The organism is Nocardioides sp. URHA0032 (assembly GCF_000620645.1).
Lineage (GTDB): Bacteria > Actinomycetota > Actinomycetes > Propionibacteriales > Nocardioidaceae > Nocardioides.
This window is the reverse complement of sequence record NZ_KK211159.1, coordinates 51,009-67,211: the sequence shown is the minus strand read 5'-3', so window position 1 is coordinate 67,211 and position 16,203 is coordinate 51,009. Positions and strand designations below refer to the sequence as shown.

At 73.0% G+C, this 16,203-nt stretch carries 12 protein-coding genes; 5 read left to right on the top strand and 7 right to left on the bottom strand.

From position 1 onward, the window contains the following. The first annotated feature begins 1 nt into the window (after position 1). The 3 genes from glmS to N538_RS0113975 are packed head-to-tail and all read left to right on the top strand — an operon-like array spanning position 2 to position 5,518. The gene (gene glmS, locus N538_RS0113985; RefSeq protein WP_028637802.1) at positions 2-1,822 is read left to right on the top strand and encodes a glutamine--fructose-6-phosphate transaminase (isomerizing); all 1,821 of its coding nucleotides are present in this window, start codon (positions 2-4) and stop codon (positions 1,820-1,822) included. A 58-nt stretch (positions 1,823-1,880) separates the two neighbouring features. Then, the gene (locus N538_RS0113980) at positions 1,881-3,596 is read left to right on the top strand and encodes a DEAD/DEAH box helicase (RefSeq protein ID WP_028637801.1); all 1,716 of its coding nucleotides are present in this window, start codon (positions 1,881-1,883) and stop codon (positions 3,594-3,596) included. 47 nt (positions 3,597-3,643) lie between these two features. Further along, the gene (locus N538_RS0113975; RefSeq protein ID WP_028637800.1) at positions 3,644-5,518 is read left to right on the top strand and encodes a penicillin-binding transpeptidase domain-containing protein; all 1,875 of its coding nucleotides are present in this window, start codon (positions 3,644-3,646) and stop codon (positions 5,516-5,518) included. Here N538_RS0113975 and N538_RS0113970 read toward each other — a convergent pair. Further along, positions 5,515-7,626, bottom strand: coding sequence for an elongation factor G-like protein EF-G2 (locus tag N538_RS0113970; protein ID WP_028637799.1), 2,112 nt, complete (start codon positions 7,624-7,626; stop codon positions 5,515-5,517). The two genes, N538_RS0113975 and N538_RS0113970, sit on opposite strands and share 4 nt — an antisense overlap. A 305-nt stretch (positions 7,627-7,931) precedes the next feature. Here N538_RS0113970 and N538_RS0113965 point away from each other — a divergent pair, with 305 nt between their 5' ends. Next, complete coding sequence (locus N538_RS0113965) at positions 7,932-9,389, top strand: NAD-dependent succinate-semialdehyde dehydrogenase (RefSeq protein WP_028637798.1); 1,458 nt, start codon at positions 7,932-7,934, stop codon at positions 9,387-9,389. Here N538_RS0113965 and N538_RS0113960 read toward each other — a convergent pair. Then, positions 9,365-10,357, bottom strand: a complete 993-nt coding sequence (locus N538_RS0113960; RefSeq protein ID WP_155992106.1) for a hypothetical protein — start codon at positions 10,355-10,357, stop codon at positions 9,365-9,367. The genes N538_RS0113965 and N538_RS0113960 overlap by 25 nt on opposite strands. Before the next feature lie 56 nt (positions 10,358-10,413). Here N538_RS0113960 and N538_RS0113955 point away from each other — a divergent pair, with 56 nt between their 5' ends. Next, on the top strand, positions 10,414-11,376 hold the full coding sequence (locus N538_RS0113955; RefSeq protein ID WP_028637796.1) for a DUF2332 domain-containing protein: 963 nt from the start codon (positions 10,414-10,416) through the stop codon (positions 11,374-11,376). 5 nt (positions 11,377-11,381) lie between these two features. On the opposite strand, the gene N538_RS0113950 is transcribed toward N538_RS0113955, so the two are convergent. From N538_RS0113950 to N538_RS0113930, 5 genes are all read right to left on the bottom strand, one after another. After that, positions 11,382-12,401 (bottom strand): helix-turn-helix transcriptional regulator, encoded by a 1,020-nt coding sequence (locus N538_RS0113950; RefSeq protein WP_028637795.1) that lies wholly within the window; start codon positions 12,399-12,401, stop codon positions 11,382-11,384. 67 nt (positions 12,402-12,468) lie between these two features. After that, entirely contained in the window at positions 12,469-13,032 is a 564-nt protein-coding gene (locus N538_RS0113945) for a TIGR03086 family metal-binding protein (RefSeq protein WP_028637794.1), read from the bottom strand. Continuing rightward, positions 13,029-14,003, bottom strand: coding sequence for a sigma-70 family RNA polymerase sigma factor (locus N538_RS25455; RefSeq protein WP_051549289.1), 975 nt, complete (start codon positions 14,001-14,003; stop codon positions 13,029-13,031). Before N538_RS25455 ends, N538_RS0113945 begins: the two co-directional genes overlap by 4 nt. A 48-nt stretch (positions 14,004-14,051) precedes the next feature. Further along, complete coding sequence (locus N538_RS25450) at positions 14,052-15,608, bottom strand: glycerol-3-phosphate dehydrogenase/oxidase (RefSeq protein WP_036570617.1); 1,557 nt, start codon at positions 15,606-15,608, stop codon at positions 14,052-14,054. Beyond that, a complete protein-coding gene (locus N538_RS0113930; RefSeq protein WP_028637793.1) occupies positions 15,605-16,195 on the bottom strand; it encodes a TetR/AcrR family transcriptional regulator in 591 nt (196 codons plus the stop codon). Before N538_RS0113930 ends, N538_RS25450 begins: the two co-directional genes overlap by 4 nt. Between the last annotated feature and the right edge of the window lie 8 nt (positions 16,196-16,203).

Below are 16,203 nucleotides of genomic sequence, written 5' to 3'. Positions count from 1 at the left end.
CATGTGCGGAATCGTCGGCTACGTCGGCACCCAGCAGGCCAGCCCGATCCTGGTCGAGGGCCTGACCCGGCTCGAGCACCGCGGCTACGACTCGGCCGGCCTCGCCGTGCTCGGGAGCACGGGCGTCAAGGTCGCGAAGCGGGCCGGCCGGGTGCGGGACCTGGCCGACGGGCTCCCCAAGCGGTTCGCCGGCAAGGTCGGCATCGGCCACACCCGCTGGGCGACGCACGGTCCGGCGAACGACGTGAACGCCCACCCCCACACGGATGCCAAGGGGCTGGTCGCGATCGTGCACAACGGGATCATCGACAACGCGGCCGCGCTGCGGCAGCGGCTGGCCGACGAGGGCGCCGACCTGGTCAGCGACACCGACAGCGAGGTGCTGGCGCACCTGGTCGGCCGCTCGGGAGCGGACACGCTCGAGGGCAAGGTCAGCGACGCGCTCTCCGCGGTCGAGGGGACCTACGGCCTGGCCGTCCTGCACGCCGACTTCCCGGACCGGCTGGTCGTCGCCCGCAACGGCAGCCCGCTGCTCGTCGGCGTCGGCGACCGGGAGATGTACGTCGCGTCCGACCTGGCCGCGATCGTCCGGCACACGACCACGGTCGCCCACTTGGACGACGGCGAGATCGCGACGCTGACAGCGACCGGCTTCACGACGTACCGCCTCGACCTCTCGCGGACCGCGCGGGACGCGACCACGCTGGACATCGACCCGGCGGCGTACGAGGCGGGCGACCACGAGTCGTTCATGCACAAGGAGATGCTCGAGCAGCCGGCTGCGGCGGTCCGGGTGCTGCGCGGTCGGCTGGACGAGCGGTTCGGCACCGCCCACCTCGGGGGCCTGGACATGGACGCCCGCGAGACCCGGGCGATCAGGCGCGTCAAGATCCTGGGCTGCGGGTCGGCGTACTACGTCGGGCAGATGGGCGCCTCGCTCGTGGAGGAGCTCGCGCGCATCCCGGCGGACGCCGAGGCGGCCAGCGAGTTCCGCTACCGCAACCCGATCATCGAGCCCGACACGCTGTACGTGGCGGTCTCGCAGTCGGGCGAGACCATCGACACGTTGCTGGCGGTGCAGGAGATCCGGCGCAAGGGCGGCCGCGTGATCGGCCTCGTGAACGTCGTCGGCAGCGCGATCGCCCGCGAGTGCGACGGCGGCATCTACCTGCACGCGGGCCCGGAGGTGGCGGTCGCGTCCACGAAGGCGCTGACGAACATGTTCCTGGGCTTCGCCCTGCTGGCCCTGCAGCTGGGGCGGGTGCGTGACCTCTCGATCGCGGACGGCCGGCGGCTGATCGCCGGGCTGCAGAGGCTGCCCGAGCAGATCGAGGAGGTGCTGGCCCAGGAGGAGGCGCTCGCCGCGCTGGCCGGCCGGCTGGCCGAGGCGGAGAGCCTCTTCTTCGTCGGCCGCGTGCGCGGGTTCCCGGTCGCGCGCGAGGGGGCGCAGAAGTTCAAGGAGATCTCGTACCGGCACGCCGAGGCGTACCAGACCTCGGAGCTCAAGCACGGGCCGCTCGCCCTCATCTCGCCGGACGTGCCGACGGTCGCGATCGTGCCCGAGGACGAGCTCACCGACAGGAACGTCGGGGCGCTGCACGAGATCGCCGCCCGGCGCGGGCCGCTCGTCGTGGTCACGCACGAGGGCGTCGACCTCGGGGACGTCGAGGCCGAGCGGGTCGTCGTACCCCGCAACGAGCGCGAGCTGGACCCGATCCTGATGACGATCCCGCTGCAGCTGCTGGCCTACCACGCGGCCCTCCGGCTGGGCCACGACATCGACAAGCCGCGCAACCTGGCCAAGTCGGTGACGGTGGAGTGAGCCAGCCCACCGCGTTGACGAAGGTGGCGCCCCCGCGTGCAACCACTACCGTTGTCGGGTGAGCAACGAGGACCTTGACGACCCCACCACGCCCGAGGTGACGTTCGCCGACCTCGGCCTCGACCCGAAGGTGCTGAAGGCGCTGGCCGACGTCGGCTACGAGACGCCGTCGGCGATCCAGGCCGCCACGATCCCGCCGCTGCTGGCGGGCCGCGACGTCGTCGGCCTCGCGCAGACGGGCACCGGCAAGACGGCGGCGTTCGCACTGCCGATCCTGAGCCGCCTCGACCTCTCCCAGAAGACTCCGCAGGCACTCGTCCTGGCACCCACCCGGGAGCTGGCGCTCCAGGTGTGCGAGGCGTTCGAGCGCTACGCCGCGCACATCAAGGGCGTGCACGTGCTGCCCGTGTACGGCGGCCAGGCGTACGGCGTACAGCTCAGCGCGCTGCGCCGCGGGGTCCACGTCGTGGTCGGGACCCCCGGCCGGATCATGGACCACCTCGACAAGGGCACGCTCGACCTCACCGAGCTGCGGTTCCTCGTGCTCGACGAGGCCGACGAGATGCTCAACATGGGCTTCGCCGAGGACGTCGAGACGATCCTCGCCGACACCCCCGACGACAAGAACGTCGCGCTCTTCTCCGCGACCATGCCCGCGCAGATCCGCCGGATCTCGAAGCAGTACCTCAACAACCCCGAAGAGATCACGGTCAAGAACAAGACCGCGACCGCGCCGAACATCACCCAGCGCTACCTCATGGTCTCCTACCCCCAGAAGGTCGACGCCCTCACCCGGATCCTCGAGGTCGAGAACTTCGAGGGGATGATCGTCTTCGTCCGCACCAAGAACGAGACCGAGACGCTCGCCGAGAAGCTGCGCGCCCGCGGCCTCTCCGCCGCTGCGATCAACGGCGACGTGGCGCAGGCCCAGCGCGAGCGGACGGTCAACCAGCTCAAGTCGGGCAAGCTGGACATCCTGGTCGCCACCGACGTCGCCGCGCGCGGCCTCGACGTCGAGCGGATCAGCCACGTCGTCAACTACGACATCCCCACGGACACCGAGTCCTACGTGCACCGCATCGGCCGCACCGGCCGGGCCGGGCGCAGCGGCGACGCGATCTCGTTCGTGACGCCGCGCGAGCGCTACCTGCTCAAGCACATCGAGAAGGCGACCCGCTCGCCGCTCACCCAGATGCAGCTCCCGACCGCCGAGGACGTCAACGCGACCCGGCTCTCGCGCTTCGACGACGCGATCACCGAGGCGCTCGAGCAGTCCTCGCGGATCGAGCGGTTCCGCGACATCATCAGCCACTACGTGCGCGAGCACGACGTGCCGGAGGTCGACGTCGCCGCGGCGCTCGCGGTCGTCGCCCAGGGCGAGACCCCGCTGCTCATCGACCCCGCCGCGGAGAAGCCCATCCGGGCACCCCGCGAGGAGCGCGACCGCCCGGAGCGGTCCGCGAGCCGCGAGCGTCGTGGCTCGAGCGACGTGCCGATGGCGACGTACCGGATCAACGTGGGCAAGCGGCACAAGGTGGAGCCGCGCCAGATCGTCGGCGCGATCGCCAACGAGGGCGGCCTGCGCCGCAACGACTTCGGGCACATCCAGATCCGCCCCGACTTCTCGCTCGTCGAGCTGCCCGCCGAGCTCCCCAGCACCGTCTGGGACGCCCTGCGCCAGACCCGGATCTCGGGCAAGCTCATCGAGCTCCAGCTCGACTCCGGCGGCGGCTCGCCCGCCCGCGACCGGAAGCCCCGCCACAAGAACCGTTGAGTCGGGGGTTCTGACGGGGGCGGGGCGTGCGCTGGTAGAACCGAGGCGTGCGCTCCCTCGTCTCCACTGCCGTGCTGGTCGTCGCCCTGACCGCGTGCAACCCCTCGGACACCGTCACGGGTCCCGACCCGCAGGAGGCCGCGGACACGCTCGCGGACGCCCTGGAGTCCGGGGACTTCGCTGACGTGGCCTTCACCGACTCGACGCCCGACGAGGTCACGGCGGAGTACGGCGAGGTCGTCGAGGGGATGGGTGAGCTGCAGCCGGTGGTCACCGCGGGCGACGTCGAGGAGGGCGACGGCACCGCGACCGCGCCGATCTCCTGGACGTGGCCGGTCGGCGGGGACGAGTGGACCTACACGACCGAGGCCACGATGACGGAGACCGACGACCAGTGGCAGATCGCCTGGTCCCGGGAGCTGGTCGAGTCCAGCCTCGGCAGGAAGTCCGTCCTCGACCTGACTCCGATCGCCGCCGCCCGCGGCCCGATCGTAGGGGCCGGAGGCCTCGAGCTCGTGACGAACCGCCCGGTGCTGCGCTTCGGCATCGACAAGACCCTGGTGTCCGAGGCGCGCGCCGGCGACTCCGCGCGACGGCTCGCGCAGCTGGTCCGCATCGACCCGGCGGCGTACGTCAAGCAGGTCGAGGCTGCCGGCGACCGGGCGTTCGTCGAGGCCATCGTGTTCCGCAAGGAGGACGTGCCGGAGCAGGCGGCGCTGCTCTACGACGACATCGAGGGCGTCCGCGCGATCCCGGACGACATCCCACTGGCGCCGACCCGCGAGTTCGCCGCGCCGATCCTCGGCACCGTCGGCGAGGTCACCGCGGAGATGGTCAAGAAGGACCCGGACACGTACCAGGCCGGGGACGTCGCCGGGCTCTCCGGGCTGCAGGCGCGGTACGACGACCAGCTGCAGGGCACCGACGGCGTGGTCGTGAACCGCGAGGGCGGGGGCGGCGGAGAGCGCGAGCTCTACCGGGTCGAGGCGCAGCCGGGGGCGCACCTGAGGATCACCCTGGACGAGCGGCTGCAGACGATCGCGGAGAACCAGCTGGCGGGCGTCGGCCCCGGGAGCGCGCTGGTCGCGATCCGGCCGTCGACCGGCAACATCCTGGCGGCCGCCAACGGTCCGGGGAACGACGGCTACAACCTCGCGACGTACGGCCGGCTCGCGCCGGGCTCGACGTTCAAGAGCGTCAGCAGCCTCGCGCTGCTGCGGTCCGGGCTGACACCGTCGTCGATCGTGCCCTGCACCTCGTCCATCGTGGTCGACGGCAAGCGGTTCGAGAACTACGACGACTACCCGAGCGGCGCCCTCGGCCGGATCCCGTTGCGTACGGCGATCGCCAACTCGTGCAACACCGCGGTGATCTCCCAGGCCGGGCGGCTGCACGACGGCGACCTCGCCGGCGCAGCGGCCTCGCTCGGGCTCGGGATCGACCACGACCTCGGCTTCCCGGCGTACTTCGGCAGCGTCCGGCCGCCCGCCTCGGAGACCGAGGCGGCCGCCGACATGATCGGCCAGGGCACCGTGCTCGCCTCGCCGATGGCGATGGCGACGGTGGTCGCCTCGATCGAGGCCGGCCACACCGTGGTGCCGCGGCTGCTGGACTCCGTCGACGTGTCGGTCCCCGAGCAGGCGGACCCGCTGACCCAGCAGGAGGCCGCCCAGCTCCGCGACCTGCTGCGCGCGGTCGTGACCTCGGGCAGCGGCACCGGGCTGTCGGACGTCCCCGGCCCGCCGGTGATCGCGAAGACCGGCACCGCCGAGTTCGACAAGGGCGGCAAGGTCCTCACCCACGCGTGGATGATCGCGGCCCAGGGTGACCTGGCCGTCGCGGTCTTCGTGGACGTCGGCTCGTCCGGCTCGGGCACCGCCGGGCCGATCCTGGAAGGGTTCCTGCGGGCGGCCCGGAGCTAGCCGCGAGCCGGGATGCCCTTGGCGACCTCCTCGGGCATCGCCTCGAAGTGCGCGAACTCCCGGGTGAAGACACCGGCGCCGTGCGTGGCCGACCGCAGGTCGACGGCGTACCGGACCAGCTCGGTCTGCGGCACCTCGGCCAGCACCTGGGTGCGGTCGTCGCCGACCTTGTCGGTGCCGAGCAGCCGCGCCCGCCGGGCGGAGAGGTCGCTCATCACCGACCCCACCATCTCGTCCGGTACGACGATGCGCACGGTGTCGAAGGGCTCCAGCATCCGTACGGTCGCCGCCGCCGCGGCCTCGCGCAGGGCGAGGGCGCCGGCGGTCTGGAACGCCATGTCCGAGGAGTCGACGCTGTGCGCCTTGCCGTCGACGAGCGTCACCCGCAGGTCGACCATCGGGTGGCCGAGGCGGCAGCCGCGCTCCATCTGGGCACGCACCCCCTTCTCGACGCTCGGGATGAACTGGCGCGGCACGGAGCCCCCGACGACCTTGTCGACGAACTCGAACCCCGCGCCCTCCGGCAGCGGCTCGACCTCGATGTGGCAGACGGCGTACTGCCCGTGGCCGCCGGACTGCTTCACGTGCCGGCCCTGGCCCGTGGCGCTGCCGGCGAACGTCTCACGCATCGACACGACGAAGGGCTCCTGGTCGACGTGCACGCCGTACCGCTCGGTCAGCCGCTCGAGCGTGACGTCGGCATGCGACTCGCCCATCGTCCAGAGGACCAGCTGGTGGGTCTCGGCGTTGTTCTCGATGCGCAGCGACGGGTCCTCCGCCGCGAGCCGGGACAGCGCCTGGGAGAGCTTGTCGTCGTCGGACTTGGTCTGCGCGACGATCGCGACCGGCAGCAGCGGCTCGGGCATCGACCACGGCTTGAGCACTCGCGGGTCGTCGACCCCGGAGAGCGTGTCGCCGGTCTCGGCCCGCGTCAGCCGGCCGATCGCGCAGAGGTCGCCGGCGACCACCTGGTCGGCGGGCGTCTGCTGCTTGCCGAACGGGTAGGACAGCGTTCCGACCTTCTCGTCCTCGTCGTGGTCCTCGTGGCCCGCCACCTCGCCGAAGAACGACGAGAAGTGCCCGGACACGTGCACCGCCTGGTCCGCCCGCAGCGTCCCGGAGAACACGCGGACGAGGCTGAGCCGCCCGACGTACGGATCACTGGTCGTCTTCACGACCTCGGCCACGAGGGCGCCCCCCTTGTCGCAGGTAATCGGGTCGGCGGCGGCGCCGCTCGGCTTGAACACCTCGGGTGACGGGTGCTCGGCGGGCGATGGGAAGCCCCGGACGGCGAGGTCGAGCAGCTCGGCGCAGCCCACGCCGGTCACCGAGCACACGGGCATCACCGGGTGGAACGAACCGCGCGCGACGGCGCGCTCGAGGTCGTCGACCAGCACCTCCTCGGCGATCTCCTCGCCGCCGACGTACCGGTCCATGAGGGTCTCGTCCTCGGACTCCTCGATGACGGCCTCGATCAGCTCGCCGCGCAGGCCGCTCTCCTCGGCCTCGGGGGTCGGGCGGAGCAGACCGGTCAGACCGGTGACCTCCGATCCGGAGCGGACCGGCACGTAGAGCGGCACCACCTTGCTGCCGGCCGGACCGCCGAACGACTCCTGGGCCTGGCGCAGGACGCCCTCGTAGTCGGCGCGCGCCTGGTCGAGCTTGGTGATCACCACGGCCCGCGGCATGCCGACCGCGGCGCACTCGCGCCAGAGGGCGCGGGTGCTGTCGTCGACGCCCTCGTTCGCGGCGACCACGAACAGCGCGCAGTCGGCGGCGCGCAGCCCGGCGCGCAGCTCACCGACGAAGTCGGCGTACCCGGGGGTGTCGATCAGGTTGACCTTGGTGTCCCGGTGGACGAGTGCGGCGACCGCGAGCGAGATGCTCCGGCCGTGGACGTGCTCGGACTCCTCGAAGTCCGTCACGGTCGTGCCGTCGCGGACCGAGCCGGCGCGGGGGATCGCGCCCGAGGCGGCGAGCAGGGTCTCGGCCAACGTGGTCTTCCCGGACCCTGCCGGGCCCACCAGCACCACGTTGCGGATCCGGTCCGGGCTGCTCGCCACCAGATCGTGGCCGGCTGCTCTCCGGGTGCTGCCCTTGTCGCCCATGGTCGTACCTCCTGCTCCGAGCGAACCCCTCATCGCGGCGACGCGCAAGGGTCTGATTTCGCTCGGCGGGAGCGCGAAGGCCCCGGACGTGCCGGGGCCCTCGCCCCTTCACGGGCACCTCGTCAGCTCCGGGTGCGAGGGGTGCACCGGGGCAGGCCCATCAAGGGTGAACCCCTCGCTGCATGGGGTCAGCAAGGGGTTCTTGCCGACGACAAGGTGCTCCCTCCGAAGTCGACAATCCAAGGGTCGCACGTCGGCAAGGGCCTGTCAGCGGTTTGCCACCACGGCGGGTGCAAGATGGCTCCATGAACGGACTCGATCTCCTCGGCCCCCAGCAGCGGGGCCTCTACATCGGCGGCGCGTGGCGCGAGGCGGAGGGCGGTCGGCGCCTCGACGTCATCGACCCCGCCGACGGCTCGGTGCTGACCGACGTCGCCGACGCCTCGATCGGCGACGCCGTCGAGGCCCTCGACGCCGCCGTCGAGGCGCAGGCATCGTGGGCGCGGACCGCCCCCCGCGAGCGCGGCGAGATCCTGCGTACGGCGTTCGGCCTGATCACCGAGCGCGCCGACGAGTTCGCGCACCTGATGAGCCTCGAGATGGGCAAGACCGTCGCCGAGGCCCGGGGCGAGGTGGGGTACGGCGCGGAGTTCTTCCGCTGGTACTCCGAGGAGGCGGTCCGCATCCACGGCCGCTGGATGCAGGCGCCCGCCGGCGGCAGCCGGCTGCTGACCATCAAGAAGCCGGTCGGCCCGTGCCTGTTCATCACGCCCTGGAACTTCCCGCTCGCGATGGGCACCCGCAAGATCGGCCCGGCGATCGCGGCGGGCTGCACGATGGTGGTCAAGCCCGCCAGCCAGACGCCGCTGACGATGCTCGCGCTCGCGGCCCTGCTCGAGGAGGCGGGCCTGCCCGCCGGCGTCCTCAACGTGGTGACCACCAGCCACACCGGCGAGTTCAGCCAGGCGCTCCAGGGCGACGACCGGCTGCGCAAGGTCAGCTTCACCGGCTCCACCGGCGTCGGCAAGGTGCTGGTCCGGCAGTCGGCCGACCAGCTGCAGCGGCTCAGCATGGAGCTCGGCGGCAACGCGCCGTTCCTCGTGTTCGAGGACGCCGACGTCGACGCGGCCGTGGACGGCGCGATGATCGCGAAGATGAGGAACATGGGCGAGGCCTGCACCGCGGCGAACCGGTTCCTCGTGCACAGCTCGGTGGCAGGGGAGTTCGCCGACAAGCTCGGCAAGCGGATGGGCTCGCTGACCGTCGGGCGCGGCCAGACCGACGGCGTGGACGTCGGCCCGCTCATCGACGAGAAGGCGGTGGAGAGCGTCGGCCGGCTCGTCACCGACGCGATCCACGACGGCGCCCGGGTGGTGGTGGGAGGCGAGGCCCCCGGCGGCCCGGGCTACTTCTTCCCGCCGACGGTGCTGCTCGACGTGCCGGCGGACTCGGAGATCAACGTCCAGGAGATCTTCGGGCCGGTCGCGCCGATCACGACGTTCGAGTCCGAGGAGGACGCCGTCCGCCTCGCCAACGACACCGAGTACGGCCTTGCGTCGTACGTCTACACCCGGGACCTGGCCCGGACCATCCGGATGGCTGAGTCGCTCGAGTTCGGCATGGTCGGGATCAACAGCGGCCTGATCTCCAACCCGGCGGCGCCGTTCGGCGGCGTGAAGTCGAGCGGCTTCGGTCGCGAGGGCGGCTTCGAGGGGATCGAGGAGTACCTCGAGACGACCTACGTCGCGCTGCCGGCGGGCTGATCGCCCAGCTGCTGAGCGAGGTGGGTCAACCACAGGTCCCACCCGCGCACCAGCTGGTCGCGGCCGCGCACCGGCCGCTGGTCGGAGACCCAGTACCCGAACACGTCGTCCCCCTCCGGGGTGACGTTGCGGAGTCGCATCGTCACGGGCAGCGACTCGACCCGCACCGCGGCCATCGCCGCGCTCGCGAGGCGCGCGACGTCCGCGCCGTACCTCTGGAGCGTGAGGCGCTCCGGCGGCACGGACCCGCCAGGGAACCCGACGTCGAGGTCGAGCAGCACGTGCCCGTCCCGGCGCTCGAGCAGCCAGCGGGAGGCTGGGGCCGGCAGCACCTCGGACGTGACCGAGCGCTGGGCCCCCTGGAAGAGCAGGACGTCGGTCGGTGACACCCGGCCCGCCGCGACGAAGGAGCTGTCCCCGTCGCGGAACGTCCAGACCGTGCCGGCGAAGCCGTAGTGGATCCGGCTCGCCTCGCCGACGTCGTGCGCGATGCCGGCGCCCGAGTCGACGTCGATCTCCTCCGCGCCCGGCTCGAAGCGGTAGCCGACGTCGCCGAGCAGCGCCGAGGTGGTCGCGAACCAGTTCCCGAGCACCGAGGACTCGTCCTCGCTGCCGCTGAACGAGTCGTCCACCGTCAGCCGGTCGCGGTCGTTGCCGGCGGGCACCAGGTCGAGGCGGTACGACGGGTAGTCCTCGTCAGCCGCGACGGCGCTGATCTCCTTGATCAGTCGCGCGAGCGTCCGCTCGGTACCGGCGTCGTCGTAGGTGACCTCGATCGCGGCCCCGGTCTGCGCCGACGGCGTACTGACCTGCGCGTCGGTGACCTCGTCGATCCGGTTGAGCCGGGTCTGCACGCTGTGCGCCTGGTCGAGAGCGCCGGAGCACGAGGTGAGGACGGCGACGGGCAGCGCGAGCGCCACCAGGACGGAGGCATGCGCCACCGCCCTTCGCCCCCCGAAGGTCCTCATGCCGAGAATGGTGACCCATCGGGCCCGGCCGGCGGGCGGGAATCGACAATGGCGTCGTGGACCTCGCAGCGGACACCGCCGAGCAGTACCGGGACTTCGCGCTCGATGCCCGCGACTACTCGCCCTGCTACGACGACTGGTGCACGCGGGTCGCCGACGACGCCGAGGTGCTCGCCTGGCTGGACCGGCTGCCGCTGCCCAAGCGCCAGCCGAACCTCGTGCTCGCCGCGGCGCGCTGGCACGGCGTACCGGCGCCGGGGCCGTACGACGCCTTCCGGTCCGCACTGCTGGCGGACGACGGCACCATCGTCGCGACGATCCGGGCGCGCTCGACGCAGACGAACGAGGTCGGCCGGCTGGCCACCCTGGTGCCGGCGTTCGCCCTCGTCGCCGACAGGCCGGTGGCGCTGATCGAGGTCGGCGCCAGCGCGGGGCTGAACCTCTTCCCGGACCGCTACTCCTACGCCTGGGGCGGGCGGACGATCGGCTCGGGGCCCTTGCTGACCGCATCCGTCTCCGGCGACCCGCCCCTGCCGGCGGCGGTGCCGTCCGTCGCCTGGCGCGCCGGCGTCGACCTGAATCCGCTCGACGTGACCGACGACGACGCCATGCGGTGGTTGTCGTTCCTGGTCTGGCCCGAGCACGAGGAGCGGCGCGCCCGGTTGGCGACGGCGGTCGCGATCGCCCGCTCCGCGCCGCCCGTGCTCGTGCGGGGCAACCTGCTCGACGAGCTCCCCGCGCTCGTGGCGACCGCGGCCGCGCACGGTCCGGTCGTCGTGTTCCACAGCGCGGTCGCGGTGTACCTCCCGCCCGAGGACCGGGACCGGTTCCAGGCGCTGATGACCGGGCTGGTCGCAGAGGGCCGCTGCCACTGGGTGAGCAACGAGGCGGCGAGCGTGCTGCCGGAGGTGACGGCCAGCGGACCGGTGCCGTCCGACGCCCGCGGCTTCGTGCTCGGCATCGACGGCCGCGCGGTCGCGCTCACCCATGGCCACGGGGCGTGGCTGCGCTGGCTCTGAGTGGGTCAGGCGACGCCGAGGCTGGTGGCGAGCCCCGCGCGGGACCGGATGCCGAGCTTGCGGTAGACGTGCGAGAGGTGCCACTCGACGGCCTTGACGGTGAGCACGAGCTGGAGCGCGATCTCGCGGTTGGTCAGCCCGTCGGCGGCCAGCTTCGCGACCCGGCGCTCGGACGCCGTCAGCGCGCGCAGCGCCTCGCCGAGCACCGGACGGGCCGGCTCGCCCAGCCGCTCGAGCAGCCGCCGGATCCGGCTCTGCAGCGGCCAGAGCTCCTCGCACCCGGCGTACTCCTCGGCCGAGCGGAGCAGCTGGACGGCCTCCCGCGCCTCGTCACGACCCCCACCGGAGTGGGTGGACAGCAGCAGCAGGCCGGCGAGGTCGGTGTCGATCTGGGCCGCCAGCCGGGCGGCGGGGGTCGCGAGCAGCGCCGCGCGCGCCTCGCGCAGGGTGCTCGTGCGGTCCACGTGCATGTCCACGGTGGCGAGGGTCCGCAGGCCGAGGGCGGTGGCATACGGCGCCCGCGCCTCGCGCGCCAGCGCCACGTGCTCACGCGCGAGCACGACCGCGTCGGCCCGCCGTCCCGCTCGAACGGCCGCGAGCGCGGCGTACGCCCGCCACGGCAGCAGGTCGGGCTCCTCGTCGTCGAGGATCCGGCCGACGCGGGCGTAGTGGCCGGCCGCGAGATCCGGGTCGCCGGACGCGGCGGACAGCTCGCCCCGGCCGAAGTGCGCGGTCGCACCGACCAGTCCGGTTCCGTCCAGCAGCACCCCCAGCGCCTCGCCGTCCGTCGTCGCGGGCGTCAGCTCGCCCCGTGCGAGCCGGCAGTCGATGGAGGTCGTGAGCAGCGCCGCGCGGTCCAGGTCGGAGAGGCGGAGCCAGTCCTGGCGGGCCTCGTCGAGGTCGGCGAGGGCCGCGGTGATCTGCCCCGCCCGGGCTCGCGAACAGCCGCGGGCCACGAGGGCGTGCAGGGTGCGGAGGTCCTCCCGGGCCGAGGCCTCGGCGAGACCCGCCTGGGGCGTCAGCATGCGGGCCAGCCTAGGAACGGCCGCCCGGTGGCGGTCGGGAATGCGGGGAACCCGGGCAGCGGTCCAGTCAGGTCCGTCCGAGGTGGGCGAGCAGCCGGACGTCGTCGGCGGCGTCCGCCGCCGCCGGCCGCGGTGCCGCGAACCGGACCCCGCGGTCGGCCGGGCCGACCACGCGCTCGGCCACCGGCAGCAGCTCCCGCGCCAGCTCCGCGGGGATCGCCACGCACTCGCCGGTCGCTCGGCCGACGTCCCAGCCGTGCACGGTGACCTCGAGAGCGGCGGTGGCGACGAGCAGCGTGCTCATCAGGTCGAGCCCACCGGCGGACGTCGCGATCACCACGTCCCCCGGAGCGGGCCGGCCCCACGCGCCGAGCAGCGCACACGCCTTGTCCTGGATCGCGGCGATCCGGCCGGCCGCGCGGCTGCCACCGCGCACGACGACCTCACCTCCGGCGGCCTCGGTGAACGCGTCGAGCGCATCCTCCATGTGCGCGAGCAGGTCGCCCAGCGTCCAGCCCTCGCAGGGCGTGGGCCGGTCGAGCAGATCGTCGTGGACGCGGCCGAGCCGGGCGCGGGTGTAGCCGAGTGCCCGTTCCAGCAGCTCGACGGAACCGCCGAGCGTGGCCGTCACCGCGGGCTCGGCGCCGGAAGGTGGTCGGCGGGCAGCCGCATGGGCAGCCCGAAGGTCTCGAAGAGGCGATGGTCGAAGAACGCGGTGACGTGCCGCACGTGGTCACCGTCGAGCTCGAGCACCTGGAGCTGGAACGGGATGAAGTCGCCGCTCGGCGTACGCATGTAGAGGCCGTACGCCGGCTGGCCGTTCGCCTGCGTCGGCAGCATCGGCATGTCGTGCGCGCCGCCAGGACACTCGTTGGCGATCAGCCAGTGGATGCTCTCGGTGCCCTTGAACCAGCTGGTGAAGGGCGGCATGTCCCAGGTCGCCTCGGCGGTGAGCATGCCGACGATCGAGTCGACGTCCTTGCGCCAGAACGCGTCGACGTAGCGCTCCAGCATCCGCTGCTGCTCGGGCGTCAGGTCGGGCTCGACCGTGTCCTCGGTGAGGCCGCGCTCGGCGAGCTGGGCGTGGGCGCGCTGGAGGGCGGAGTTCACGGCCGCACTCGTGGTGTCGAGGGCCTCGGCCACCTCGGCGGCCGACCAGCGCAGCACGTCGCGCAGGATCAGCACCGCACGTTGACGTGCGGGAAGGTGCTGGAGCGCCGCGACGAACGCGAGCCGGATCGAGTCCCGCTCGGCGACCACGACGGCGGCGTCGGGCACCGGCTCGAGCCAGGCGATCTCGTGGTCGGCCTCGAGGGCGTCGCCGGCCATCGCGTCGGGCGTGCCGAGCCCGGCGGGCAGCGGACGGCGCGGGCGGCCCTCCAGGTTGGTCAGGCACACGTTCGTGGCGATCCGGTACAGCCAGGTCCGCACCGACGATCGTCCCTCGAAGTCGGCCGAGGCCTTCCAGGCGCGCAGGAACGTCTCCTGCACCAGGTCCTCCGCCTCGTGGACGGATCCGGACATCCGGTAGCAGTGCGCGAGCAGCTCCCGCTGGTAGCGCTGCGTCAGCGTGGGAAAGTCGTCGAGCTCGGTGGTCGTCATCGGTCCTCCAGTCTGCCTGCAGGTACCGACCGGCGTCGACGCACAAAATCATCGCTCTGGGGCATCGCCCTGGATCATCGCGATGCGCAGTGCTCGTTCCGCGGCGGGCACGGCGAGCTCCCGGTCGGCGGGCACCAGACCAACGCGGGTACGCCGGTCCAGGAGGTCGGCCACGTCCAGGGCGCCCTCGTGGGTCACGCCGAAGATCAGCTCGGCCAGCGTCACGGGGACACCGTCCGCGACCGGGGCGAGCAGCTCCTCGTCCGGCAGCCCGCTGACCGTCCGGGCGTTCTCGAGGACGAGCGCGGCGTCGGTACCGAACCTGCGCACCAGCCGCGGCGGCAGCTCGAGCCGGGCGAGCTCCGCCCGCGACGCGGCGCCGAGCAGGGGCAGGGTCCTGGTCCGGCACGCGCCCGCGTCCAAGCGGCCCTGGGTGACCGCCGCGTCGACGGCGTCCTCGGCCATCCGGCGGTACGTCGTCAGCTTGCCGCCCACGATCGTGACGACGCCGTCGGGGCTGGTGAGCACCGCGTGCCGCCGGGACAGGTCGGCCGTCGAGCCGTCGGCGCTGTCGAGCAGCGGGCGGAGCCCGGCGTACGCCCCGACGACATCGGTGCGGTGCAGCTGCCGGGAGAACGCCGCGGAGACGACGTCGAGGAGGAAGCCGATCTCCGGCTCCGAGGGCTCCGGCACGTCGGGGATCTCGCCGTCGACCGGCTCGTCGGTGAGGCCGACGTACACGGTGCCGTCGGGTTGGGGCAGGACCATCACGAACCGGTTCGTCTCGCCGGGCACGGGGCAGAACACCGACACGGTGAGCCCGGGCAGGGTCTCCTGGCGCAGCACCACGTGGGTGCCGCGGCTGGGGCGCAGCGTGATGCCGTCGACCAGGGTGTCGGCCCAGACGCCGGTCGCGTTGACGACGGCTCTCGCGGTGACGGTGGTGGTGGTGCCGGCCCCCGATGACAGGGTCTCGTCGCGGAGCTCGACGCTGGTGCCCGTGGCCCGCAGCACCCGGGCGCGGGTGCGGACGTGGGCGCCGTACGCCGCGGCCGTCCGGGCCACCGTGGTGACCAGCCGGGCATCGTCCTCGAGCTGCCCGTCCCAGCCCAGCATGGCGCCGCGCAGCCCGTCAGGCCGTAAAGCGGGGACCAGCCGGAGCGCCTCGGTCACGGAGAGGTGCCGCGGGCGGGGGAGGGTCGCGGCGTCGGTCCGGGCGCCGCGCCGCAGCAGGTCGCCGGCCCAGAGCCCGCCGCGGGTGAACGCGGTCTGGAGGCGGCTCACACTGGCGGACAGCGGGACGAGCATCGGCATCGGCCGGGTCAGGTGGGGCGCGGTGACCTCCATCAGGATGCCGCGCTCGACGGCGCTCTCGTGGGCGACGCCGATCTGCCCCTTGGCGAGGTAGCGCAGGCCGCCGTGCACCATCTTCGAGGACCAGCGCGACGTGCCGAACGCGAGGTCGTGGGCGTCCACCGCGAGCACCGACAGACCGCGGGTCACCGCGTCGAGGGCCACGCCGGCGCCGGTGATGCCCAGGCCGATCACCACGACGTCGACGTCCGTCGGGACGTCCGTCAGGCCTCCGGAGATGCTGGCGGTCATGGCCGGAGGCTCCGGCTCAGGGTGAGCACGAGCTCGACGTCGAGCTCCTCCTCGGTGACGTCGTCGTCCACCATCGTGTGGGAGGAGAGCACGTGGCCGTGGGCGGCGAGCAGCAGCCCACGGGCGATGGCGAGCGGGTTGCCGGCGCGGATCGTGCCCTCCGCCTGGCCGTCTGCGATCGCCCGGGCGGTGAGGTCGAGGATCGCGTCCTGCGACCGGCCGCGGCGCGAGAGCAGGTAGGGGAGCAGCAGCTCGGGGTCGAGCTCGACGATGCGGAGGAACAGCTCGTTCTCCCGGAGCCGCTGCACGGTGCCGACGATGTCGCCGACGAGCCGGTCGACCGCCGGGGCCGCCGGGTCCTCCGCGGCGAGCGACTCGGCGACCACGCCGCCCCACTCCCGGGTCATCAGGTCCGCGAGCAGCTGGGGCATGTCGGCCCAGGTGCGGTAGATCGTCATCCGGGAGACGCCGGCCCGCCGGGCGACCTCGGTCAGGGTCGTACGCCGCCAGCCGACGTCGAGGATGCAGTCCCGGGCGGCGTCGAGATAGGCGTCGCGCGGCTCCTGCTTGTGACGAAGTGACGTCATATGTCACA

Excerpts from the sequence above, each read along its gene's own strand:
- N538_RS0113930 (WP_028637793.1), bottom strand. The coding sequence starts at position 16,195 with ATGACGTCACTTCGTCACAAGCAGGAGCCGCGCGACGCCTATCTCGAC.
- N538_RS0113970 (WP_028637799.1), bottom strand. The coding sequence starts at position 7,626 with ATGGGCGACAAGGGCAGCACCCGGAGAGCAGCCGGCCACGATCTGGTG.
- N538_RS0113960 (WP_155992106.1), bottom strand. The coding sequence starts at position 10,357 with ATGAGGACCTTCGGGGGGCGAAGGGCGGTGGCGCATGCCTCCGTCCTG.
- N538_RS25450 (WP_036570617.1), bottom strand. The coding sequence starts at position 15,608 with ATGACCGCCAGCATCTCCGGAGGCCTGACGGACGTCCCGACGGACGTC.
- glmS (WP_028637802.1), top strand. The coding sequence starts at position 2 with ATGTGCGGAATCGTCGGCTACGTCGGCACCCAGCAGGCCAGCCCGATC.
- N538_RS0113965 (WP_028637798.1), top strand. The coding sequence starts at position 7,932 with ATGAACGGACTCGATCTCCTCGGCCCCCAGCAGCGGGGCCTCTACATC.
- N538_RS0113950 (WP_028637795.1), bottom strand. The coding sequence starts at position 12,401 with ATGCTGACGCCCCAGGCGGGTCTCGCCGAGGCCTCGGCCCGGGAGGAC.
- N538_RS25455 (WP_051549289.1), bottom strand. The coding sequence starts at position 14,003 with ATGACGACCACCGAGCTCGACGACTTTCCCACGCTGACGCAGCGCTAC.